The 22224-nt window shown below is 67.7% G+C and carries 22 protein-coding genes; 19 read left to right on the forward strand and 3 right to left on the reverse strand.

Translation table 11 applies throughout. The features are described from left to right. The first annotated feature begins 63 nt into the window (after positions 1-63). The 5 genes from C5E10_RS05870 to C5E10_RS05890 all read left to right on the forward strand — a co-directional run bounded on the left by C5E10_RS05870 (position 64) and on the right by C5E10_RS05890 (position 5672). Positions 64-2322, forward strand: a complete 2259-nt coding sequence (locus tag C5E10_RS05870; RefSeq protein ID WP_104241459.1) for a polyribonucleotide nucleotidyltransferase — start codon at positions 64-66, stop codon at positions 2320-2322. Between the two features lie 136 nt (positions 2323-2458). Next, on the forward strand, positions 2459-3808 hold the full coding sequence (locus tag C5E10_RS05875) for a pitrilysin family protein (RefSeq protein ID WP_104330839.1): 1350 nt from the start codon (positions 2459-2461) through the stop codon (positions 3806-3808). After that, positions 3808-4407: a histidine phosphatase family protein gene (locus tag C5E10_RS05880; protein ID WP_104330840.1), complete on the forward strand. Its 600-nt coding sequence runs from the start codon at positions 3808-3810 to the stop codon at positions 4405-4407. The genes C5E10_RS05875 and C5E10_RS05880 overlap by 1 nt, the downstream gene beginning before the upstream one ends. 69 nt (positions 4408-4476) lie before the next feature. Beyond that, positions 4477-5214 (forward strand): 4-hydroxy-tetrahydrodipicolinate reductase, encoded by a 738-nt coding sequence (dapB, locus tag C5E10_RS05885; protein WP_104330841.1) that lies wholly within the window; start codon positions 4477-4479, stop codon positions 5212-5214. Further along, a complete protein-coding gene (locus C5E10_RS05890; RefSeq protein WP_258071010.1) occupies positions 5211-5672 on the forward strand; it encodes a hypothetical protein in 462 nt (153 codons plus the stop codon). The genes dapB and C5E10_RS05890 overlap by 4 nt, the downstream gene beginning before the upstream one ends. Positions 5673-5690: 18 nt before the next feature. Here the strand turns inward: C5E10_RS05890 and C5E10_RS05895 are convergent, their stop codons facing one another. Next, positions 5691-6644 carry a TIGR01777 family oxidoreductase gene (locus tag C5E10_RS05895; RefSeq protein ID WP_104330842.1) on the reverse strand — a complete coding sequence of 318 codons (954 nt, stop codon included), beginning with the start codon at positions 6642-6644 and terminating at the stop codon, positions 5691-5693. Between the two features lie 140 nt (positions 6645-6784). On the opposite strand from C5E10_RS05895, the gene hemW reads away from it, so the two are divergent. Further along, a complete protein-coding gene (gene hemW, locus C5E10_RS05900) occupies positions 6785-7996 on the forward strand; it encodes a radical SAM family heme chaperone HemW (protein ID WP_104330843.1) in 1212 nt (403 codons plus the stop codon). Between the two features lie 6 nt (positions 7997-8002). On the opposite strand, the gene C5E10_RS05905 is transcribed toward hemW, so the two are convergent. Continuing rightward, positions 8003-8566: a DUF4870 domain-containing protein gene (locus C5E10_RS05905; RefSeq protein ID WP_181062667.1), complete on the reverse strand. Its 564-nt coding sequence runs from the start codon at positions 8564-8566 to the stop codon at positions 8003-8005. 153 nt (positions 8567-8719) lie between these two features. On the opposite strand from C5E10_RS05905, the gene hrcA reads away from it, so the two are divergent. From hrcA to leuA, 11 genes are all read left to right on the forward strand, one after another. Further along, positions 8720-9751 (forward strand): heat-inducible transcriptional repressor HrcA, encoded by a 1032-nt coding sequence (gene hrcA, locus C5E10_RS05910; RefSeq protein WP_104241452.1) that lies wholly within the window; start codon positions 8720-8722, stop codon positions 9749-9751. Positions 9752-9839: 88 nt separating this feature from the next. Next, positions 9840-10925, forward strand: a complete 1086-nt coding sequence (dnaJ, locus tag C5E10_RS05915) for a molecular chaperone DnaJ (RefSeq protein ID WP_104330845.1) — start codon at positions 9840-9842, stop codon at positions 10923-10925. A gap of 1 nt (position 10926) precedes the next feature. After that, positions 10927-11697, forward strand: coding sequence for a 16S rRNA (uracil(1498)-N(3))-methyltransferase (locus tag C5E10_RS05920; protein WP_104330846.1), 771 nt, complete (start codon positions 10927-10929; stop codon positions 11695-11697). A gap of 9 nt (positions 11698-11706) precedes the next feature. After that, positions 11707-12057: a histidine triad nucleotide-binding protein gene (locus tag C5E10_RS05925; RefSeq protein WP_104330847.1), complete on the forward strand. Its 351-nt coding sequence runs from the start codon at positions 11707-11709 to the stop codon at positions 12055-12057. Beyond that, the gene (locus C5E10_RS05930; protein WP_374953486.1) at positions 12050-13099 is read left to right on the forward strand and encodes a PhoH family protein; all 1050 of its coding nucleotides are present in this window, start codon (positions 12050-12052) and stop codon (positions 13097-13099) included. The genes C5E10_RS05925 and C5E10_RS05930 overlap by 8 nt, the downstream gene beginning before the upstream one ends. Continuing rightward, positions 13096-13563 (forward strand): rRNA maturation RNase YbeY, encoded by a 468-nt coding sequence (ybeY, locus tag C5E10_RS05935; protein WP_104241448.1) that lies wholly within the window; start codon positions 13096-13098, stop codon positions 13561-13563. The genes C5E10_RS05930 and ybeY overlap by 4 nt, the downstream gene beginning before the upstream one ends. Next, positions 13560-14834 carry a hemolysin family protein gene (locus C5E10_RS05940; protein ID WP_104330848.1) on the forward strand — a complete coding sequence of 425 codons (1275 nt, stop codon included), beginning with the start codon at positions 13560-13562 and terminating at the stop codon, positions 14832-14834. The genes ybeY and C5E10_RS05940 overlap by 4 nt, the downstream gene beginning before the upstream one ends. Then, on the forward strand, positions 14831-15721 hold the full coding sequence (gene era / locus C5E10_RS05945; protein ID WP_104241446.1) for a GTPase Era: 891 nt from the start codon (positions 14831-14833) through the stop codon (positions 15719-15721). The genes C5E10_RS05940 and era overlap by 4 nt, the downstream gene beginning before the upstream one ends. Further along, positions 15687-17072 (forward strand): histidine kinase, encoded by a 1386-nt coding sequence (locus C5E10_RS05950; protein ID WP_104330849.1) that lies wholly within the window; start codon positions 15687-15689, stop codon positions 17070-17072. The genes era and C5E10_RS05950 overlap by 35 nt, the downstream gene beginning before the upstream one ends. Next, positions 17069-17725 carry a response regulator transcription factor gene (locus C5E10_RS05955; protein WP_104330850.1) on the forward strand — a complete coding sequence of 219 codons (657 nt, stop codon included), beginning with the start codon at positions 17069-17071 and terminating at the stop codon, positions 17723-17725. Before C5E10_RS05950 ends, C5E10_RS05955 begins: the two co-directional genes overlap by 4 nt. A 157-nt stretch (positions 17726-17882) precedes the next feature. Continuing rightward, on the forward strand, positions 17883-19655 hold the full coding sequence (gene leuA, locus C5E10_RS05960; RefSeq protein ID WP_104330851.1) for a 2-isopropylmalate synthase: 1773 nt from the start codon (positions 17883-17885) through the stop codon (positions 19653-19655). Positions 19656-19696: 41 nt separating this feature from the next. Here leuA and C5E10_RS05965 read toward each other — a convergent pair whose 3' ends face one another. Next, positions 19697-20488: a trimeric intracellular cation channel family protein gene (locus tag C5E10_RS05965; RefSeq protein ID WP_104330852.1), complete on the reverse strand. Its 792-nt coding sequence runs from the start codon at positions 20486-20488 to the stop codon at positions 19697-19699. A gap of 84 nt (positions 20489-20572) precedes the next feature. On the opposite strand from C5E10_RS05965, the gene recO reads away from it, so the two are divergent. Together recO and C5E10_RS05975 are read left to right on the forward strand one after the other, a co-directional pair. After that, positions 20573-21385, forward strand: a complete 813-nt coding sequence (recO, locus tag C5E10_RS05970) for a DNA repair protein RecO (protein WP_104330853.1) — start codon at positions 20573-20575, stop codon at positions 21383-21385. Beyond that, a complete protein-coding gene (locus C5E10_RS05975) occupies positions 21382-22203 on the forward strand; it encodes an isoprenyl transferase (RefSeq protein WP_104330854.1) in 822 nt (273 codons plus the stop codon). Before recO ends, C5E10_RS05975 begins: the two co-directional genes overlap by 4 nt. The last annotated feature ends 21 nt before the right edge of the window (positions 22204-22224 follow it).

A 22224-nucleotide genomic window follows, 5' to 3' on the forward strand; every position in this document is an offset into this window, starting at 1 on the left:
CAGCCCGGGAAGACCCGGTCGCGCTTGCCCTTCGCGTGCACACACGCATAAGGAGGAGACCTCTTGGAAGGTCCCGAAATCAAGTTCTCTGAAGTCGTTCTCGACAACGGCAAGCACGGCCAGCGCAAGATCCGCTTCGAAGCAGGGCGTCTCGCCCAGCAGGCGCAGGGCTCTGCCGTCGCCTACCTCGACGACGAGACGATGCTGCTGTCGGCAACGAGCATCTCGAAGAACCCGAAGGAGAACTTCGACTTCTTCCCGCTCACGATCGACGTCGAAGAGCGCAGCTACGCTGCCGGCAAGATCCCCGGATCGTTCTTCCGTCGTGAGGGCCGTCCGTCGACGGAGGCCATCCTGGTCTGCCGCCTCATCGACCGGCCGCTGCGCCCCTCGTTCGTCAAGGGCCTCCGCAACGAGGTCCAGGTCGTCGTGACGGTGCTCTCGATCGCTCCTGGCGAGTTCTACGACGCTCTCGCGATCAACGCGGCTTCGCTGTCCTCGCAGCTCAGCGGTGTGCCGTTCTCCGGCCCCATCGCCGGTGTCCGCCTCGCGCTCATCGACGGCCAGTGGGTCGCGTTCCCCAAGTTCGAGCAGCTCGCCGACGCCGTCTTCGACCTGACGGTCGCCGGCCGCCTCGTCACGAAGGCCGACGGCACCGAGGACATCGCCATCATGATGGTCGAGGCCGAAGCCACCGAGCACGCGTGGGGCCTCATCCAGGCCGGCGCGCAGAAGCCCGACGAGGCTGTCGTCGCACAGGGCCTCGAGGCTTCCAAGCCGTTCCTCACGCAGCTCGTGAAGGCACAGCAGGAGCTCGCCGACCAGGCCGCGAAGCCCGTCGTCGAGTACCCGGTCTTCCTGCCTTACACGCAGGAAGCCCTTGACGCGGTCACCGCCATCGCGCACGACGGACTCGTCGACGTGTACCAGATCGCCGGCAAGATCGAGCGCCAGGATGCCGACGACGCGCTCAAGGCCAGCGTCAAGGAGCAGATCGCGGCGAAGATCGAAAGCGGAGAGCTCGACGCCTCCGTCGCCGGTCAGGTGTCGGCCGCCTACAAGACCGTCACGAAGGACGTCGTCCGCGGACGCATCCTCCGTGAGGGCAAGCGCATGGACGGTCGCGGCGTCGCCGACATCCGTCAGCTCGATGCAGAGGTCGACGTCGTGCCACGCGTGCACGGATCGGCGATCTTCCAGCGCGGCGAGACGCAGATCCTCGGCGTCACCACGCTGAACATGCTCAAGCTCGAGCAGCAGATCGACTCGCTCTCGCCCATCACGTCGAAGCGGTACCTGCACCACTACAACTTCCCGCCGTACTCGACGGGTGAGACCGGACGCGTCGGCTCGCCGAAGCGTCGCGAGATCGGGCACGGCTTCCTCGCCGAGCGCGCAATCGTCCCGGTTCTCCCGAGCCGCGAGGAGTTCCCCTACGCGATCCGTCAGGTCTCGGAGGCGCTCAGCTCCAACGGCTCCACGTCGATGGGCTCCGTCTGCGCCTCCACCCTGTCCCTGCTCAACGCCGGTGTGCCGCTGCGCGCACCTGTCGCGGGCATCGCCATGGGTCTCGTGTCCGACGAGGTCGACGGCGAGACGCGCTACGCGGCGCTCACCGACATCCTCGGCGCAGAAGACGCGCTCGGCGACATGGACTTCAAGGTCGCCGGTACCGCGGAGTTCGTCACGGCCATCCAGCTCGACACGAAGCTCGACGGAATCCCGACGTCGGTCCTCGACGGCGCTCTGACGCAGGCTCGCGATGCTCGCATCCAGATCCTCGACAAGGCCATCAACGCCGTCATCGACACTCCGGACGAGCTCGCTGCCACGGCACCGCGCATCATCTCGGTCCGCGTTCCGATCGACAAGATCGGCGAGGTGATCGGGCCAAAGGGCAAGGTCATCAACCAGATCCAGGACGACACCGGAGCCGACATCTCGATCGAGGACGACGGCACCGTGTACATCGGCGCTGTCGATGGTCCGTCCGCTGAGGCCGCTCGTGCTGCGGTCAACGCCATCGCGAACCCGACGAACCCTGAGGTCGGAGAGCAGTACCTGGGAACGGTCGTCAAGATCGCATCCTTCGGTGCCTTCGTCTCCCTGCTCCCGGGCAAGGACGGCCTGCTGCACATCTCCGAGGTGCGCAAGCTCGCCGGTGGCAAGCGCGTCGAGAACGTCGAAGACGTGCTCGGCGTCGGCCAGAAGATCCTCGTCGAGATCACGAAGGTCGACGACCGCGGAAAGCTGTCGCTCGCACCTGTGCTCGAAGAGGCAGCCGCTGAAGAGGGCGTCGCTCTCGAGGCAGGCGCTGAGTAGCTCAGCCCACCTCTGCTCCGAAGGGCCCCGCGCATCCGTGCGCGGGGCCCTTCGGCGTCTCGCGAGGTCTCGAGCCGCTGGGAGTTGTCTCGCGGCTGACGCCGGGACGGTCAACACGCTCTAGGCTTGACTGGTTATGCGCGATGCCATTGAACTGCCACTTGACCTTCCCGAGATCGAAGCACGAGTGTCGAACGGCGGTCTCTTCCGCCGTTCGGTGCTGCCGAGCGGGGTGCGCCTCCTGACCGAGGAAGTCGTCGGCGCGGCGAGCACCAGCATCGGCCTGTGGGTGCCGGTCGGCTCCCGCGACGAGCTCCCGCATGAGTACGGCTCCACGCACTTCCTCGAGCATCTGCTCTTCAAGGGCACGCCGACACGGTCTGCCTTCGAGGTGTCGGCGGCCTTCGAGCGCGTCGGGGGAGAAGTGAACGCGCAGACCGCGAAGGAGCACACCCTCTACCACGCGAAGGTCCGCGATGCCGACCTCCCGATGGCCGTCGAGGTCCTGAGCGACATGATCACCTCGAGCGTGATCGACGCCGCGGAGTTCGAGATCGAGCGCGGCGTCATCATCGAGGAGCTCGCGATGGCGGACGACGACCCGAACGACGTGGTCTGGGAGCGGTTCTACGAGACGCTCCTCGGCGCGCATCCGCTCGCGAGGCCCATCGGCGGCACACCGGCCTCGATCAGGGCCGCGGACCGCGACGCCGTGTGGAGCTCGTACCGCCAGCACTACCGCCCGGAGGAGCTCGTCGTGACCATCGCGGGGGCCGTCAACCACGACGTCGTCCGCGAGCAGCTTGAGCGCAACCTCCGAGCCGGCGGGTGGGACCTCGACGCACACGCCGTTCCCGTCTCCCGAAGGGCTTCGACGCTGGAGCCTGGGTCCGCAGTGCCGACGGGACCGCTCTCGGCCATCGAGCGCCCGCTGGAGCAGCTGGCACTCGTCATCGGTGGCCAGGGAATCACACAGCTCGACCCGCGCAGGGAGGCATTCGGCCTCATGCATCGGATCTTCGGTGGTGGCATGTCGTCCCGCCTCTTCCAGGAGATCCGCGAGAAGCGTGGTCTCGCCTACTCCGTGTACTCGTTCGGCGGCAGCCACTCCGACGTGGGAGTGACCGGCATGTACGCGGGATGCGCTCCCGACAACGTGCTGGAGACGGTCAGAGTGCTGCGCCAGGAGGCTGAGAAGCTCGTCCAGGACGGGGTTACCGCGACGGAGCTGGCCGACGCGAAGAGCGCGAGTGCCGGCGGCTCCGCTCTTGCGATCGAGGACGCCGACACCCGCATGTCTCGCCTCGGACGCGCGGAGATCCACACAGGTCGCTTCTACGACCTCGAGGCGGCGCTCTCGCGGGTCGAAGCGGTGTCGCTCGACGAGGTGCAGTCGGTCGCGGCCGACATGTTCAGTGGGGAGCTCGTCGCATCTGCGGTCGGTAAGCTCTCCTCGGAAGCAAGGACCGAACTGGAGCGCCGCTGATGTCGCACTACCTCTACCTCGTCAGGCATGGCGAGCAGGAGAACGCCGAGCACGGAATCACCGACGGCCCGCTGTCGGAGCGGGGTCGGGCTCAGGCTCATCTGATCGGCCGCCGACTCGCGAGCGTGCCGCTCAGCGAGTCCTACACGTCGCCGCTGGATCGCGCCGTCGAGACGAGTGCGGTCATCGACCAGTACACGAGCGGTCCCGCCGCGCTCGAGTCGACGCTGCTCTTCGACTGCATCCCCACAGGTCAGGACGGCGCGCCGTCGACGTACGACAGCTTCTTCGGCGGCATCGCTGACGAGGTCGTCGACGCTGGCATGGCGCAGATGAACGACGCGTACGACACGTTCTTCAGCAAGAGCCGCGATGACCGCCACACTCTGCTCGTGACCCACAACTTCGTGATCGGCGAATTCGTGCGTCGGGTGCTCGACGCCCCCGACTGGCGCTGGCTCGGCCTCAACTCCGTGAACACCGGACTCACGGTGGTTCGGGTGCGAACCAGGAAGCCGGCCGAGCTGCTGCTCTTCAACGACCTCTCGCACCTGACCCCGGAACTCCGCACGGGGGTCAGCACCTCGATCGCCGTCTGAGGTCGTCGGGCCTGCTGGCAGCCTTCCGCGGCGTCTGCTCCGCCGGCCGATGGCCGTACGCTTGTGGACATGGAAACAAAGGTCGCCGTGCTGGGCGCTTCCGGCCGCATGGGAACACTGATCGCACGGATCCTCGAGACGACCGACGGGCTCTGCCTCCATTCGGGGCTGACGAGTTCTTCTTCACTCGATGAGATGCTCGGCGCCGACGTGCTCATCGACGTCTCGCGGCTCGAGGCGTCGGAGGCGGCGGTGCCCTTCGCCCTCGAGCATGGCATCGACGTCGTCGTCGGCACGAGCGGCTGGGACGAGCAGCGGATCGCCGGTATCTCTGAGCTGGTGCCTCCGGAGCGTGCCGTCGTCTTCGTCCCGAACTTCTCTCTGGGCTCGGTGCTCGGCACCGCGCTTGCGAGTGTCGCAGGGCGCTTCTTCGAATCGATCGAGATCGTCGAAGCGCACCACGACAAGAAGGTGGATTCGCCGTCAGGGACCGCCGTGCGGACTGCGGAGCGCATCGCGGCTTCGCGGGAACTGCCGCTCGCCGCTGCGAACAGCGAGCAGGACGCTCGGGGGCAACTCGTCTCGGGCGTGCCCATCCACAGTCTGCGGCTGCGCGGAGTCGTGGCAGATCAGCAGGTGATCTTCGGGGGAGAGGGTGAGGTGCTGACGATTCGCCACGAGACCATCTCGCAGGAGGCCTACGTGCAGGGCATCAAGCTCGCCATCACGCGTGCGGTCGAGACGCGGGGCACGACAGTCGGGCTCGACGGCGTGCTCGGCCTCGCGGGACTGTCGGGTCGCTCGTGAAGAGCAATCTCGCCACGAAGCTCGGCGTCGCCGCCGTGACCCTGCTCCTCCTGCTCTACATCGTCTTCGTCTCGGGCATGGCGGTCTCGCTGTTCGCGGGCGATATCGTCGCCAAGGTGATGGGCGCCGCACTCATCGTGTTCCCGGTCCTCGCGGTCGTCTTCGTGGCCCGTGAGCTGCTCTTCGGGATGCAGACGGAACGACTGCTCGGTCGTATGGCGGACGCCGGCGAGCTGCCGGAGGACGACCTGCCCAAGCGGCCGAGCGGACGCGTCGTCCGCGAGGCGGCCGACGAGGACTTCCCGAGGTGGAAAGCTGAGGTCGAGGCCGCTCCTGAAGACTGGAGGACGTGGATGCGCCTCGGTCTGGCGTACTCGGCCTCGGGGGACCGAAAGCGAGCCAGGGCTTCTCTGCGTGAGGGCATCCGCCTTGAGAAGGCCGCTCGCGCCAGGGCGTGAGCGGCCTGACTCGAAGGGTCAGACCCCGGCGCCAGGCTCTGGCTCGAACTCCGGCGACTTGAGAGCCAGCTCGACCGCCTGACCCGCGGTGCGGTCCTTGAAACTGAAGCCAGCGTCGAGCAGCCGCTTCGGGCGGATCTGCTGGTCGGCGAGGAACAGTTCACGGCCCGCCTTCTGGAGGGTGAGGTCGATGAGTGTCGATGGCGCCTTGAGCTTGTAGGGGCGCCCGAGCTCGTCGGCCAGCTGCTGCTGGATCTCGTCGGCGGTCGCGGGCGTGGGGCCGACCAGGTTGTATGGCCCCTGCGCGTCGTCGGACTCGAGCAGGAAGCGGAGCGCCCGCACCTCGTCGCGCAGGCTCACCCACGGCCAGTGCTGCGTGCCGTCACCCAGCTGCGAGAGCAACCCGACGCTCGCCAGAGTCTTCAGGACGGTCAGGACACCGCCGCGCCCGAGGACGAGACCGGTGCGCGCCAGGACGACCCTGGTGCCCTCCGGGGCTGTCTGCGCGGCGCGCTCCCAGCGGTCGACGACACGAGGGAGGAACTCGTCGGTCTCGGGCAGTGCCGAGTCCTCGTCGAGTACCTGCCCCGGCCGGTCGCCGTACGCGCCCGACGCTGAACCGTTGATGAGGAGCGCCGGAGGCGTGGAGGAGGCCGCCATGGCACCGGTGATCGTGAGCGTCGCGTTGACGCGGGAACGCAGGATCTCCTTCTTCACGTTGTAGGTCCACGGCAGCTTGCTGAGCGGTGACCCGGAGAGGTTCACGACTGCATCCACGCCGTCGAGGACCCGCGCGTCCAGGGTTCGCTGGGCGGGGTTCCACCGGAACTCGCTGGCGTCCTTCGGGTCGCGCCTGACGAGCCGAGTGACGCGGTGGCCGTGCGCATGCAGTTCCTCGATGAGACGGTGGCCGATCATTCCGGATGCGCCGGAGACGAGAACGTGCTTTGGGGAGGTCGCCTGAGTGCTCATGACCTCGAAGGTAGTCGTGTCAGTTGGACGCGAGCGCAACGCGAGGCCGTGCTCGGCTGATCGCGCGCCTGATTGCGCCTAGGCTGTGCGGGTGCATCACGTGAACTTCGCCCCGAACAGGGCCCAGCCGAACGGCCATCTTGGCGCCTAGCGCCCTGCCGCTCGGTGAGCCGGTGCCCCCGAGCGGCGAGCTCCCCGCGCAGGCACTGGTCGGCGCCGAGTCGCGAGACTTCGGCGTCTACATCCACGTGCCCTTCTGCCGCGTGCGGTGCGGCTACTGCGACTTCAACACCTACACGGCGGAGGAACTCGGAGGGGTCTCGCGTTCCAGCTACGCAGGCGAGGTCGAGAAGGAGATGGTCATCGCCGAGCGGGTGCTGAGCGGTGCCCCTCGCGAGGTATCCACCGTCTTCTTCGGGGGCGGGACTCCGACCCTCCTGCCCGTCAGCGACCTTGCGGCGATGCTCGAGGGAGTGCGCAGTCGCTGGGGCCTCGCCCCAGACGCGGAGGTCACCGTCGAGGCGAACCCCGACTCGGTTGGCGAGCGTGAGCTCGCCGAGCTCCGGGCTGCGGGCGTGACCCGAGTGAGCTTTGGGATGCAGTCCGCCGTCCCGCACGTCCTCAGCGTCCTCGAGCGCACCCACGATCCGGCGCGCATCCCGATCGTGGTCGCCGCGGCGAAGCGAGTCGGGCTCGAGCCGAGCCTCGACCTGATCTACGGCACTCCCGGCGAGTCCATCGACGACTGGCGCCGATCGCTCGACATGGCGCTGGCTCAGGAGCCGCTGCACGTGAGCGCGTATGCGCTCATCATCGAGGAGGGTACGAAGCTGGCCAGGCAGATCCGCCGCGGCGAGGTGCCCGCCGTGGACGACGACCTGCAGGCCGACATGTACGAGCTCGCTGAGGAGCGACTCTCAGCGGCCGGGTTCGAGTGGTACGAGGTCAGCAACTGGTCGCTCGACGGCAAGCACGCGTCTCGCCACAACCTCTCCTACTGGAGAGACGCGGACTGGTGGGGATTCGGCCCGGGGGCGCACAGCCACGTGGGCGGCGTGCGCTGGTGGAACGCGAAGCATCCGAGCGCCTACGCGTCGAGGCTGGCTGAGGGCATCACGCCGGCCATGGGGCGCGAAGTGCTTGATGAGGAGACGAAGCGCTTCGAGCGGATCATGCTCGGCTCGCGTCTGCGGGAGGGCCTCGCGATCTCAGAGCTGGGCGACTCCAGTGTCGTCGCCGAGCTCATCGCCGAGTCGCTCGTCGACGGGAGGGCCGCGCTGAAGGGCAGGCTCGTCCCGACGCTCCGAGGGCGGCTCATGGCAGACGCGATCGTGCGCCGAATCGCCGCCTGAGCCGGCTCAGTTCACGAACCGGAAGGTGACCGGGTACCGGTAGGGGAGACCCTTGCTCGCCTGGACCGCGCCGAGAATCGCGTAGACGACGACGGCAACCCAGAGCAGCGGGTAGAGGAGCGGGACGATCAGCGCCAGGGGGCCGCCGATCAGCGAGAGCAGCGAGATGACGCCGATGCCGAGGTACACGATCGCAGCGGTGATGCCGAAGTTGAGCGCCTCGCGGCCCTCGCTGTCGGCGAGAGGCCCCCTGCGCCGTGTGACGAGCCAGAGAATGAGCGGCCCAACGGCGGGGGCGACGATGTTGAGCAGGTGATCGAAGGTCCCGACGAGGCGGTCGCCGTCTCGGGTCAGGGGCGGTTCTGTCACATTCTGCGGGCCCGACTGCTGGTACTGCCCGCCCTGCGGGTGTCCGTAGGGGGCCTGCTGGCCGTACGGAACCTTCTGACCGTTGGGAGCCTGCTGCCCGTACGGTGGCTGCTGCCCGTAGGGTCCCGGCTGGTCGTATGGCGGCTGCTGAGGCAGATCCTGGTGTCCTGGCGGCGGGGTCGGTGCGTTCTGATCTGACACGGGGTTCCTCTCGTCGGTTTCGCTCACGCTACTGCGCGTGCCCTGCGAGGGCCTGGCATCCTGCTGGTGGCGCGAGCGGAAAGCGGTAGGATTGGCAGTCTCAGGTTCGGAGTGCCAGTCCGACTCGCAGCAGCTCGTCGAGGGAGGAGCATCGTGGTTTCAGACAGAAGCATGCAGGTGCTCCGCGTCATCGTCACCGACTACGTGACGAGTCGTGAGCCGGTGGGCTCCAAGTCGATCGCAGACCGTCACGATTTCGGCGTCTCCGCGGCGACCATCCGCAACGACATGGCACAGCTCGAAGACGCCGAGCTCATCGTGGCCCCGCACACATCCTCCGGGCGCATCCCGACCGACAAGGGCTACCGACTGTTCGTCGACCGACTCGCCGAGTTCAGGCCGCTCTCCGGAGCGCAGCGCCGGGCGATCGAGACCTTCATCGAGGGCAGCGACGACGTCGACGAGGTGCTCGGACGGTCGGTGCGACTGCTGGCGCAGCTCACCAATTCCGTCGCGATCGCGCAGTACCCCTCGCTCGCGAACGCCGCGATCCAGCACGTCGAGTTCGTCCTGCTGTCCAGCATGCGCGTCCTGACCGTCCTCATCACCGACTCGGGCCGCGTCGAGCAGCGCATCGGGCATCTCCGCGCCGAGGTGAGCGTCGAACAGCTGCATGTGCTCCGGGACCGGCTGGCCGGCCGACTCGTCGGGAAGACGGTCGCGCGCGCGTCGACGGAGCTCAGGGACGTCAGCGGCATCATGGGGGAGCGAGACGCGGAGCTCTTCGCTCCCGTCATCGCCAACCTGCTCGAGCTCGTCCTGGCGCACCGCCAGGAGCGCCTCGTGATGGCGGGCACCGCGAACCTCGCCCGGACCGAACGCGACTTCCCCTCGAGCATCCTGCCCGTCCTCGAGGCCATCGAGGAGCAGGTGGTCCTCCTGCGGCTGCTCGACGAGCTCCACTCCAGCCCCGAGGCCTACTCGGTCAGCATCGGCCAGGAGAACGTCGACCTTGGCCTCGGAGAGACGGCTATCTTGACGAGCGGCTATCGCAGCTCGGGGAGCGACGCGCGTCTCGGCGTCGTCGGGCCGACGAGAATGGACTACCCGAGGAATATCCAGGCCGTTCGAGTGGTTGCGAGTTACCTGTCACGGGTGCTCGACGAGCAGCACTCGGACGACTGACCGACACCGCCACATCACTCGGCGGATGCACCCGGCGCCTGACAACGCAGGCGTGACACACACAGATGCAAAGAAGGAGTCGCCACTCTTGGCAGACCACTACGACGTGCTCGGCGTGAGCCGTGAGGCGTCCCAGGACGAGATCAAGAAGGCCTACCGCAAGCTGGCACGCCAGCTGCACCCGGACGTCAACCCGTCCGAAGATGCCGCGGAGCGCTTCAAGTCCGTCACGCACGCCTACGACACCCTCATCGACCCCGAGCGGCGCCGGCAGTACGACCAGGGCGGCCCAGATGGGCAGTCCTTCGGCGGCTTCGGCGACATCTTCGAGACCTTCTTCGGCCAGCAGGGCTCCCGCGGGCCTCGCTCGCGTGCGGAACGCGGCCAGGACGCGCTCGTGCGCGTCGAACTCGACCTCGACGAGGTCATGTTCGGCACGCACCGGGACCTCGAGGTCACGACGGCGATCGCCTGCGAGAACTGCCAGGGCACGTGCTGCGCGCCGGGTACCTCGCCCACGACATGCTCGGCATGCGGTGGGGCCGGGTCCGTGCAGCGACAGGTGCGCTCGATCCTCGGCATGGTCGTCACGAACCAGCCGTGCGCCCAGTGCCGCGGCTACGGCACGGTCATCGAGCACCCGTGCGACACGTGCCACGGCCAGGGCCGTGTCCGAGCGAACGTGAGCATCCCGGTCGACATCCCGTCCGGTGTGGACTCCGGGCTGCGCATCCACCTTCCCGGTCGAGGCGAAGCCGGACCAGCCGGGGGAGCGAACGGTGACCTCTACCTCGAGATCCGCGTGCGCCCGCACGAGGTCTTCTCACGAGACGGCGACGACCTCCAGTGCGTCGTCGAGGTGTCGATGGCCGACGCGATCCTGGGCACCTCGACCACGGTCGGTGCGCTCGACGGCGACGTCGACCTTCAGATCCCCGCGGGCGTGCAGTCGGGCGAGGTGCTGACCGTTCGAGGTCGGGGCATCACGCGGCTTCGCTCGACCCATCGCGGCGATCTCGACATCGCCGTCCAGGTCGTGACCCCGGCGAAGCTCGACGGCAAATCGCGCAAGCTGATCGAGGAGTTCGCTGCCCGTCACCGCCACGAGGCCCCCCGCCTCGCGCGGGAGAAGCAGGGCATGTTCTCGAAGCTCCGCGACCGTTTCGGTCGCTGACGTGGCGTGGCTCTACCTCGTCGAGGACCTCGACGAGGCGCTGCGCGTCGGTGACGTCGTCGAGGTGCGCGGCGCTGAGGCCAAGCACATGGCGGTCGCGCGGATGCGAGTCGGCGAACGTGTGCAGCTCGGCGACGGTCGCGGTTTCATCGTCGACGGCGAGCTCGCTCTGACTGAGCGCGAGCGCGCACTCGTCACGGTCGTCGCCGCGCGGCGAGTGGCGCAGGCGGCTCCGCGTGTCACGGTTGTGCAGGCGCTGGCGAAGGGCGGGCGAGACGACCTGGCCGTGCAGGTCGCGACGGAGCTCGGAGCCGCGGCGTTCGTTCCATGGCAGGCGAAGCGCAGCGTGAGCCGCTGGGATCAGAAGGCTGAGAAGGGCCGCGAGCGGTGGGCATCCATCGCCAGAGAGGCCAGCAAGCAGAGCCTCTCCGCGTGGGTCCCGGATGTGGCCCCGCTGCACTCGACGGGGGAGGTCGCATCGCTCGCCGGTCACGCGCCGATGCTGGTCCTCGACCCGTCGGGCGACACCTCGCTGCGCCAGGCCCTCGCCGAGCAGGTCCCGGCAGGCGCTTCCGGACTGACGCTCGTCGTCGGCCCAGAGGGCGGCATCGACGAGAGCGAGTTCGAGGCCTTCGAGGCGGCCGGCGCCAGGCGCGTGCACCTCGGCGCTGGCGTTCTTCGAACCTCGAGCGCGGCTCCCGCCGCGATCGCTGCGATCCTGGCGCTGAGCGGCACGTGGGACTCTCGGTCCCGCGCGAGTGCCGAGTCGTAGGCTGGTCTCATGTCGAGTTCAGAGCCGTCCATCTTCACGCGCATCATCAACCGCGAGATCCCAGCCGACATCGTGTTCGAGTCCGAGCGGGTCATCGCCTTCAAGGACATCAGCCCGAAGGCGCCTGTGCATCTTCTCGTGGTGCCCAAGACCCAGGAATACGCGAACGTCGCCCAGCTCGCGGCCGGCGATCCGGAGCTGCTCGCCGAGGTCATCGCGGTCGCCCAGGGTCTCGCCGATCAGCACACCGACAGCGAATTCCGGCTCATCTTCAACTCGGGGGCGGCAGCAGGTCAGACCGTCTTCCACGTTCACGCACACGTCCTCGGCGGAGGACTCTCGGAAGGATCCCTTGCCTAGTCAAGACAGTTCACCGTCCCACGGTCCCGGGGAGTCCGGCACCTGGACAGATTTCGTCGAGCAGACCACCACGGTCGAAGGCGTCGCCATGGTGCGGCTCCTCGGGCCAGGCGACCGGCTGCTCAAGTCCGTGGAGCGTGAGCACCCACGCGTGCGCGTGCTCGCACGCGGCAACGAGATCACCTTCAGCGGCGAGCGAGACGACGTCGTCGCGGCCGAGGCGCTCCTGCGCGAGATCACTGCGATGGCGCGCAGCGGCGTCGACCTCGAGCCGGCTCAGGTCGAGCGCTCCCAGCGGCTCATCGACCGTGGCGAGGAGACCCCAACGGATGTGCTCGGCCAGTCCATCGTGCAGTCCCGTGGCAAGGTCATCCGCCCGAAGACGCTCGGCCAGAAGCAGTACGTGGATGCGATCGACGACAACACGATCGTCTTCGGCATCGGACCCGCCGGAACAGGCAAGACCTACCTCGCGATGGCGAAGGCCGTGCAGGCACTGCAGCGCAAGGAGGTCACGCGGATCATCCTGACTCGCCCGGCCGTCGAAGCCGGCGAGCGCCTCGGCTACCTGCCAGGGACCCTCAACGACAAGATCGACCCCTACCTGCGGCCCCTCTTCGACGCGTTGAACGAGATGCTCGACCCGGAGGTCGTGGTCAAGCTCATGGCGAGCGGGACGATCGAGGTCGCGCCACTCGCCTACATGCGCGGGCGCACGCTCAACGACGCCTTCGTGGTGCTCGACGAGGCGCAGAACACGACGCCGGAGCAGATGAAGATGTTCCTGACGAGGCTCGGGTTCGGATCGAAGATGGTCGTCACGGGGGACATCACGCAGCTCGACCTGCCGATGGGCGCCTCGGGACTGAAGCTCGTGACCCACGTGCTCGGCGGCATCGACGAGGTGCACTTCTCGCACCTCACGAGCGATGACGTCGTCAGGCACACCCTCGTGGCCCGCATCGTCGACGCCTACACCGAGTACGACCAGAAGAAGCAGGCGGACGATCACCGACGCCAGGACAGGAACGCAAGCCGATGAGCATCGAGGTCAACAACGAGGCCAGCTACGAGGTCGACGAAGGCGCCCTCCAGCGCGTCGCCGCCTACGCGCTCGACCAGCTGCACGTGCACGCCGAGTCGGAGCTCGCGATCGTGCTCGTCGAGGTGGGCCCCATGGAGGAGCTGCACGTGCAGTGGATGGGTGAACCCGGCCCCACGGACGTGCTCAGCTTCCCCATGGACGAGCTTCGGCCCGGCAACGTCGATCGGCAGACGCCTCCTGGACTGCTCGGAGACATCGTGCTCTGCCCGCAGGTCGCGACCGACCAGGCGAAGGCGGCCGGGCACAGCATGATGGACGAGCTCCTGCTGCTCACGACTCACGGAGTCCTGCACCTGCTGGGCTTCGACCACGCAGAGCCCGAGGAAGAGAAGCAGATGTTCGGGCTCCAGCGCGATCTCCTCGTCGGCTTCCACCTTCAGGAGAGGAAGCGCGCCAGATGACCGCGGCTCTGCTCGTCGCCGCCATCGTCCTGATGGTAGCGATGAGCGGGTTGCTCGCCGCGACGGAAGCGGTCATCGCGCGTCTCTCCAAGCCGGAGCTCGAGCACCTCGCCGCGGGGAGCCGCGCGAAGCGCTCGATCGAGGCGATCGCCGCCGACCCCGGTGCCCACAGCAACGCGCTGACGTTCGCACGCGTGCTCTTCGAGAGCATGTCGGCCGTCCTGGTGACGCTCATCCTGACCGATCTGTTCGATGTCAGGTGGCAGGCGTTCCTCGTCTCCGTGGCGATCATGATCCTGGTCTCGTTCATCATCGCCGGCACGAGTCCGCGAAGCGTGGCACGGGCGCATCCCCAGCAGGTGATGGCGTTCGCGGCACCCATCGCGCGCGGAGTTCGGCTCGTCATCGGGCCGGTCGCAGACCTGCTCGTGGTGCTCGGCGATCGAGTCACCCCTGGCCGTCCGCAGCGCCTCGGCTCCGTCTCGAGCGAGGAGGAGCTCCTCAGCATGGTCGACGAGGCAGCCGACCTCAAGGTGCTCGAGCACGGCGATCGGGAGCTCATCCACTCCGTCTTCGAGTTCTCCGACCGGCTCGTGCGGGAAGTCATGGTCGCTCGGACGGACATGGTCACGGTCGACGGCGACGCGGGGGTGCGAGAAGCGCTCGAGCAGTTCCTCGAGACCGGCATCTCTCGTGCTCCGGTCATCGGCCGGGACAGCGACGACATCCTCGGGATCCTCTACCTCAAGGACCTGGTTCGCCATTCGCTGCAGGACGAGGCGGAGTCGAGCCCGGCCGTCGAGCTCGCCCGGCCCGCCGACTTCGTCCCGGAGTCGCTGCGCGCCGATCTGCTGCTGCGCCGCATGCAGGCGTCCGCGACCCACCTCGCGATGGTTGTCGACGAATACGGCGGCATAGCGGGCCTCGTGACCCTCGAAGATCTCATCGAAGAGCTCGTGGGGGAGATCAGCGACGAGTACGATCGACCGAATGACGAGCCGCGCAAGCTGCTCGACGGGCGGTACCGGGTGTCGTCTCGCCTCGCGACCGGGGAGCTCGGGGATCTCTTCGACATCGAGCTCGAGTTCGACGACGTCGACTCGGTGGGCGGGCTGCTCGCGAAGTCGCTGTCCAAGATCCCCGAACGAGGGGACAGGGCGGTCGTCGACGGCATCGAGCTCGTCGCCGAGCGAGTCGGACCCCGCAAGCGCATTCTCACTGTCCTGGCGCGTCGCCTGGAACCACTTCAAGAGTCAGGAATCGAAGCATGACGAACTACCGAGCAGGATTCGTGACCTTCGTCGGTCGCCCGAACGTGGGCAAGTCCACTCTGACGAACGCGCTGGTCGGCGAGAAGATCGCGATCATCTCCGACAAGCCGCAGACCACTCGCCGTGCCGTGCGAGGCATCGTCCACCGCGAGGACGGACAGATCATCATCGTCGACACCCCCGGCATGCACCGTCCGCGCACGCTCCTGGGGGAGCGACTCAACGACGTCGTGCACGCGACGGTCGCGGAAGTGGATGTCATCGGGTTCTGCGTGCCAGCCAACGAGCCCGTCGGTCCGGGCGATCGCTTCATCAACGAGCAGCTGGATGAGGCCCCCAAGGCTCGCAAGATCGCCATCGTGACGAAGGCTGAGACCGTGAGCCGGGACGTCCTGGCCTCTCGCCTCGTCGACGTCCAGGGTCTCCGCGAATGGGATGACATCATCCCCGTCTCGGCAGCTGAGGACATCCAGCTGGACACGCTCACGGGAATCATCCTCGGACTGCTCCCGGAGTCCGAGCCCCTGTACCCGAGCGACATGAAGACCGAGGAGTCGTTCGAGCAGCGTGCGGCGGAACTCGTTCGCGAGGCGGCGCTCGAGGGTGTGCACGACGAGCTCCCGCACTCGATCGCGGTCACGGTCGAGGAGATCGTGACCCGGGACGACGGCGTCACGCGCGAGCTGTACGTCAACATCGTCGTCGAGCGCGACAGCCAGAAGGGCATCATCATCGGGCGCGGCGGCGAGCGGCTGAAGCGCATCCGCGAGCAGGCGCAGCGTGAGATCTCTCAGATCACCGAGGGACGTGTCATCGTCTCCATCCGCGTGAAGGTGGCGAAGGAGTGGCAGCGTGACCCGAAGCAGCTCGGACGCCTCGGCTTCTGAGTCGCGGTCCGTCGATGCTCTCGCGGCTGGTGGACAGCCGCGGGAGTCCTTCTTCGCGGCAGTTGGCATGCTGTGGAAGGCGCACACCCACCGCCTGACGTGGCTGCAGTGGGTGACCGACATCATCCTCGGCCTCCTCTTCGCGCTCACGTTCGGCCTGCCCCTCGACTACGACGGGGGAGACGGCACGACGCTGACCTGGCTGCTCCTGCCTTCCTGGGTGCTCTTCACGGTCGCCATGATCATCCGGCGCTATGCGCCATGGCCGAGCTTCCTGATCGTCGTGCTCGCGGCACTGCTGAAGTCGGTCTTCGCGTTCGGTCCGCATCCGCAGGATGTCGCGATCTACCTCAGCATCTACGCAGCGGTCGCCTACGGGAGCCGTGCTCTTGTCATCAGCTCCGCCGTGTACGGCGTCGTGGCGCCGACGATCATCGTGGCGCTCATCCCGCACTGGAACCCGACCAGCTTCACCTGGGAGTCCATCGCCACGAACGTCGAGGGCAGCCGAGACGCGTTCCTCTTCGCGGCGGCCCTCATCTGGCTGCTCTTCGTGGGTGCTGGAGTCGTGGCCTGGCTCGCCGGGCTCCTCCGCCGGGCGCATCTGCGAGCCCAGGAGGTCAAGAACCGGGCGGCGATCGTGGAACTCGAGCGCATCCGAGCGCAGGAGCAGCTGGCCGCTGAACAGGAGCGAACGCAGATCGCCAGAGACATGCACGACGTGGTCGCGCACTCCCTTGCCGTGGTCGTCGCCCAGGCCGACGGTGCCCGGTACGCGATGAAGAGCAACCCCGACTCGGCCGAGGCCGCGCTCGGGACGATCTCGTCGACGGCCAGGAGCGCGCTCGTCGACGTCCGTGGCCTTCTCGGGCAGCTCCGGCACAGCCAGGAGGCCGGGCCGGAACCGGGCCTCGAGGAACTGCCCGCACTGTATTCCCGGATGCGCGCGGCCGGCCTCGACCTGCAGCTGGAGACGAGAGGCGAGCCCCGGTCCCTCACGACTCAGGCGCAGGGAGCAGTGTTCCGCTTGGTGCAGGAGTCGTTGACCAACGTGCTCAAGCACGGTGATGCCACGCGGCCCGTCGTCGTGAGACTGAGCTGGGGGCAGGTCTTCGAGGCGACGATCCTCAACTCCGTCGCGGAGCCTCCGCACCTGCGAGGCGAGGGCGGGCACGGACTCGTCGGCATGGCGGAGCGTGTCGGCATCGCAGGCGGTAACGTGCAGGCTGAACGGCTTGGTGCGCAGTTTCGCGTGCACGCGTGGCTGCCCATAGCCTCGCCGCAGGGGGCCGCTGTGGCCGAGCTCGACAGCGACGGCACTCGCTCCACAACCGAGAGGCACACATTTTGACCAGTTCCCAGATCACCGTCGCGCTCGTCGACGATCAGCCTCTCTTCCGCAGCGGAATCCGGATGCTCATCGACAGCCAGGAGGACATGCGCTTCATCGGGGAGGCGAGCGATGGAGTCGCGGCGGTCTCGCTGGCCAAGGCGCTCAAGCCCGACGTGATGCTCATGGACGTGCGCATGCCGGGGCAGGACGGCCTCGAGTCGACGAAGCAGATCGTCGCGAGCGGGTCGTCAACGCGCATCCTGGTGCTCACGACCTTCGATCTCGACGAGGCAGTCGCCAAGGCGGTCGGAGCGGGAGCGAGCGGGTTCCTGCTGAAGGACGCAGATCCGGAGTTCCTGCTCGCGGCGGTCCGGACCGTGGCGACAGGTGCCGAGGTCTTCGCCGCCCAGGCCACAGCCGACCTGATCAGGCGCTATTCGGCCGCCGTTCCGGCCTCGCGGGCCGTGCCGCAGCGGTTCACGACGCTCACCGAGCGCGAGCGAGAGATGTTCGCGCTCGCCTCCCGCGGTCTCTCGAACGGCGAGATCGCCCGTCAGGAGTTCCTGAGCGAGGCCACCGTCAAGACGCATATCTCACGTGTGCTCGCGAAGCTCGGGCTCCGCGACCGTGTGCAGCTGGTCGTCTTCGCCTACGAGCACGGCCTCAACTGACCGCGCGGGTGAACTCCGCGCCTCGGTGCTACGCTTGCCCAATGCTGTTCGGCACCCTCCTTCTTCGTTGCCGCGGCGAGGCTTCGCTCTAAGCCCCCTCGCCGCGGAGTCTGCTGTCGGCTTAGCACGACAAGAAGAAGTGATCCGGAGCTAAAAAATGAAGAACATGCAGCAGCCGTCATCGATGCCAGCGCACCGCTACGTCCCGCACCACGAGCAGATCGCCGTCGACCTGCCCGACCGCACCTGGCCCTCCAAGCGCATCGAGCGCGCACCTCGCTGGTGTGCCGTCGACCTGCGCGACGGGAACCAGGCGCTCATCGACCCGATGTCCCCGGAACGCAAGCGCGCGCTCTTCGACCTCCTGGTGCGCATGGGGTACAAGGAGATCGAGGTCGGGTTCCCCTCGGCCAGCCAGACCGACTTCGACTTCGTCCGCTCGCTGATCGAAGAGAACGTCATCCCGGACGACGTGACGATCCAGGTGCTCACTCAGGCGCGCGGCCACCTGATCACCCGCACCTTCGAGTCGCTGAAGGGTGCGAAGCAGGCGATCGTGCACCTGTACAACTCGACGAGCGTCCTGCAGCGCGAGGTCGTGTTCCGCAAGGACCGCCAGGGCATCATCGACATCGCCCTCGAGGGCGTCCGTCTGTGCCGTGAAGCCGAGGCGATCGTTCCCGACACGAAGGTCTACTACGAGTACTCGCCTGAGAGCTACACGGGCACGGAGCTCGACTTCGCGGTCGATATCTGCAACCAGGTCATCGAGGGCTTCGACGCGAGCCCGGAGCGTCCCGTCATCATCAACCTGCCGGCGACCGTCGAGATGTCCACACCGAACATCTACGCGGACTCGATCGAGTGGATGCATCGCAACCTCACTCGGCGAGAGAGCGTCGTGCTCTCCCTGCATCCCCACAACGACCGCGGCACGGGTGTCGCTGCCGCCGAACTCGGCTACCTCGCCGGCGCAGACCGCATCGAGGGCTGCCTCTTCGGGAACGGCGAGCGCACGGGAAACGTCGACCTGGTCACGCTCGGCGTGAACATGTTCACCCAGGGCATCGACCCGCAGATCGACTTCTCCGACATCGACGGCATCCGCCGCACGGTCGAGTACTGCACGCAGCTGCCCGTGGGGGAGCGCGCCCCCTGGGGTGGCGACCTGGTCTACACGGCCTTCTCGGGTTCGCACCAGGACGCGATCAAGAAGGGCTTCGAGGCCATGGCCGCGAAGGCCGACGCGCTCGGCGTGTCCGTCGACGAGCTCACGTGGGAGGTTCCCTACCTGCCCGTCGACCCTCGCGACCTCGGCCGGAGCTACGAAGCCGTCATCCGCGTGAACTCCCAGTCCGGCAAGGGCGGCGTCGCCTACCTGCTCAAGGAGCACCACAACCTCGACCTGCCGCGACGTCTGCAGATCGAGTTCTCCGGGGTCGTGCAGAACAAGACCGATTCGGAGGGCGGCGAGGTCTCGACCGACGCCATCTGGCGCATCTTCAACGACGAGTACCTGCCCGCGGAGAGCGAGCAGCACAAGTGGGGTCGTTTCGAGCTGTTCCGCACGGCGACGAGCTCAGCGCTCGACGGGGCCGTCGACCTGAGCGTCTCGCTGCGCGACGGTTCGGGAGTGGCCGAGCACGCCTCGCAGGGCAACGGGCCGCTCGACGCCTTCATGAAGCTGCTGGGGCAGCAGGGACTGCAGGTCGAGCTGCTCGACTACGTCGAGCACTCGCTGTCCGTCGGCGGCGACGCACGCGCCGCGGCCTACATCGAGCTGGACGTCGCGGGCGTGCGTCTCTGGGGAGTCGGTATCGACAGCGACATCTCGACGGCGTCGCTCAAGGCGATCGTCTCCGGCGTGAATCGTGCGCTGCGCGGCGAGACCGAAGCCGAGCTGGACGCTCAGCTGACGACGGTCGCGTAGGCGCAACCGTCACGTTCAACGGGCGGGCACCCGGCCGGAGGTCACTCCGAGCTCGGGTTGCCCGCCCGTTTCTGTTCGATGATGTCGATCGGTCGGGTGTCGGGGGCGTGCAGGCCCGACGCCTCGAGGATCTCCTGGTCGGTGAAGGGCAGCTCCCGCTCGGGCCTGCCCGTTCGAGGCGACCTTCGGATTCGCGGCATCTTCAGCGCGATCTGCTCGGGCAGACTGAGCCCGAACCAGACGCTGGCCATGCGCACGGCGAAGGTCACCGCGACGCAGATCACGATGCCGATGATCTGGGAGACGCCGAACGCGTCTGCTAGGACGAACGCTGCGCTGCCTGCCGTCGCGGCCACGGCATAGAGGGAGCCGACGAAGAGGATGCCGACGGGCATCCCGAGCAGCATGTCTCGCACCACGCCGCCGCCGGCCGCGGTCACGGTTCCCACGAGCAGCGTGGGCAGGATCGGGAGGTCGAAGTTCATGGCCTTGAGCGTGCCGACCGCGCAGAAGAAGCCGAGTGCCGCGGCGTCGAGGACCGAGACCAGGCCGTCCATGCGTCGAAGCAGTCGCTGCAGGAGCATTCCGCCGAGTGCCGCCGCCCCAGCTGTGAAGAGGAACCATTCCGTCTCCATGCTCACCGGCCGGATGCCGAGAAGGAGATCGCGGATGATGCCGCCGCCGAGGCCGACGGTGATGCCGATGATGACGACGCCGAGCCAGTCGAGCTTCTTGTCTCGGAACTGCTCGGCCACCATGGCCGCGGTGATCGCGCCGATGGCGATGGCCGTGAGGTCCAGCCAGAGGGGGAGCGTCGTGGCGGGCGAATCCATGGTCTCAATGCTCCCACAGCGCCGCGATGGGCCGAGTCACGCGTGGTTCCCGGCTCTCCCTGCTCGGAGGGCCATACTGGGGTGATGCCCACCTATCGTGACGAGGCGGTTGTCCTTCGAACCCAGCGCCTCGGCGAAGCCGACCGCATCGTCACACTGCTCGGCAAGGAACGTGGCAAGGTGCGGGCCGTGGCCCGCGGGGTCCGTCGGACGTCGTCGAAATTCGGCGCTCGGCTCGAGCCGTTCATGGTCGTGGACGTGCAGTGCTACGCGGGTCGCAACCTGGACACCGTCACGCAGGCTGTGACGCTCGCCGCGTACGGTCGGGACCTGGTCGAGGACTACTCCAGATACTCGGCCGCGTCCGTCATCGTCGAGGCCGCCGAGCGGGTGGCAGAGGCTGAGCCGTCGCCCCAGCAGTACACGCTGGTCATCGGGGCCCTGCGAGCGCTCACCCTCGGCGCGAGGGCGTCTCAGGACGTCCTCGACTCGTATCTGCTCCGCTCGCTCTCGCTCGCCGGCTGGGCCCCAGCGCTCGATGACTGTGCGAGGTGCGGGGCCCCGGGGCCGCACGAGCGATTCAGCGTGCAGCTCGGCGGAGTTGTGTGCCAACGATGCACTCCTGCGGGGATCGTGCGAGTGGACGAGCCGACGGTGCGGGCGGTGCGCGCGCTGCTGTCCGGCGATTGGGCCATGATCGATGACATCGAGGTCTCGGCCAGGGCACGTGCAAGTGGAATCGTCTCGGCGTACTCGCAGCACTACCTCGACAAGAAGCTCAGGTCGATGCAGGTCCTCGAACACGACCGCCTGCTCGGCCGCTTGGAGCCGGCGAGCGCGGCAACCAACAGAGACAGCGACCCGGGCACGGAGCCCGGCACGGAGGAGATGGCATGAGCCGGAGCAGGCAGGCGCAGACGTTCAAGCCGGTCGACTGGACGGGTGTCTATCCGCCGGAGTTCGAGGCGTCCGAGGTCCCGTCGCATGTGGCGGTCGTCATGGACGGCAACGGCCGATGGGCGAACCAGCGCGGTCTTCCGCGGATCGAGGGCCACCGAGCGGGTGAAGCTGCCCTCCTCGACGTCGTCGCGGGCGCGCTGCAGGTGGGGGTGAAGCACCTCAGCGCCTACGCGTTCTCCACGGAGAACTGGAAGCGCTCACCCGAGGAGGTGCGCTTCCTCATGGGCTTCAATCGCGATGTCCTCCATCGGCAGCGGGACCAGCTGAACGAGTGGGGGGTGCGCATCCGCTGGGCTGGCCGTGAGCCGCGCCTGTGGAAGTCGGTCATCAAGGACCTGCAGCTTGCCGAGCGCCTGACGAAGGACAACACGCGGATGACGCTCACGATGTGCGTGAACTACGGCGGGCGTCTCGAGATCGCCGACGCCGTGAAGCGCATCGCGGAAGAGGTTCGAGAGGGGAGGCTGCGACCGGAGCGCGTCACGGAGCAGACCATCGCCAAGTACCTGTACGACCCGGAGATGCCGGATGTCGACCTCTTCGTGCGATCGAGCGGGGAGCAGCGGACGAGCAACTTCCTGCTCTGGCAGGCTGCTTACGCCGAGATGTGCTTCCTCAACACGCTCTGGCCGGACTTCTCTCGCACCGACCTCTGGGAGGCGATCGAGCGCTATGCGGGCCGAGAGCGCAGGTTCGGCGGCGCTGTGGATGCGCCGACTCGCGTCGACGCCCCCACCCCGACCGACGTCAGCTGAGACGGCGGGGCGGGCGCGCCG

The sequence above is a fragment of the Pseudoclavibacter sp. RFBG4 genome (assembly GCF_002931515.1).
Taxonomy (GTDB): Bacteria; Actinomycetota; Actinomycetes; order Actinomycetales; family Microbacteriaceae; genus Pseudoclavibacter.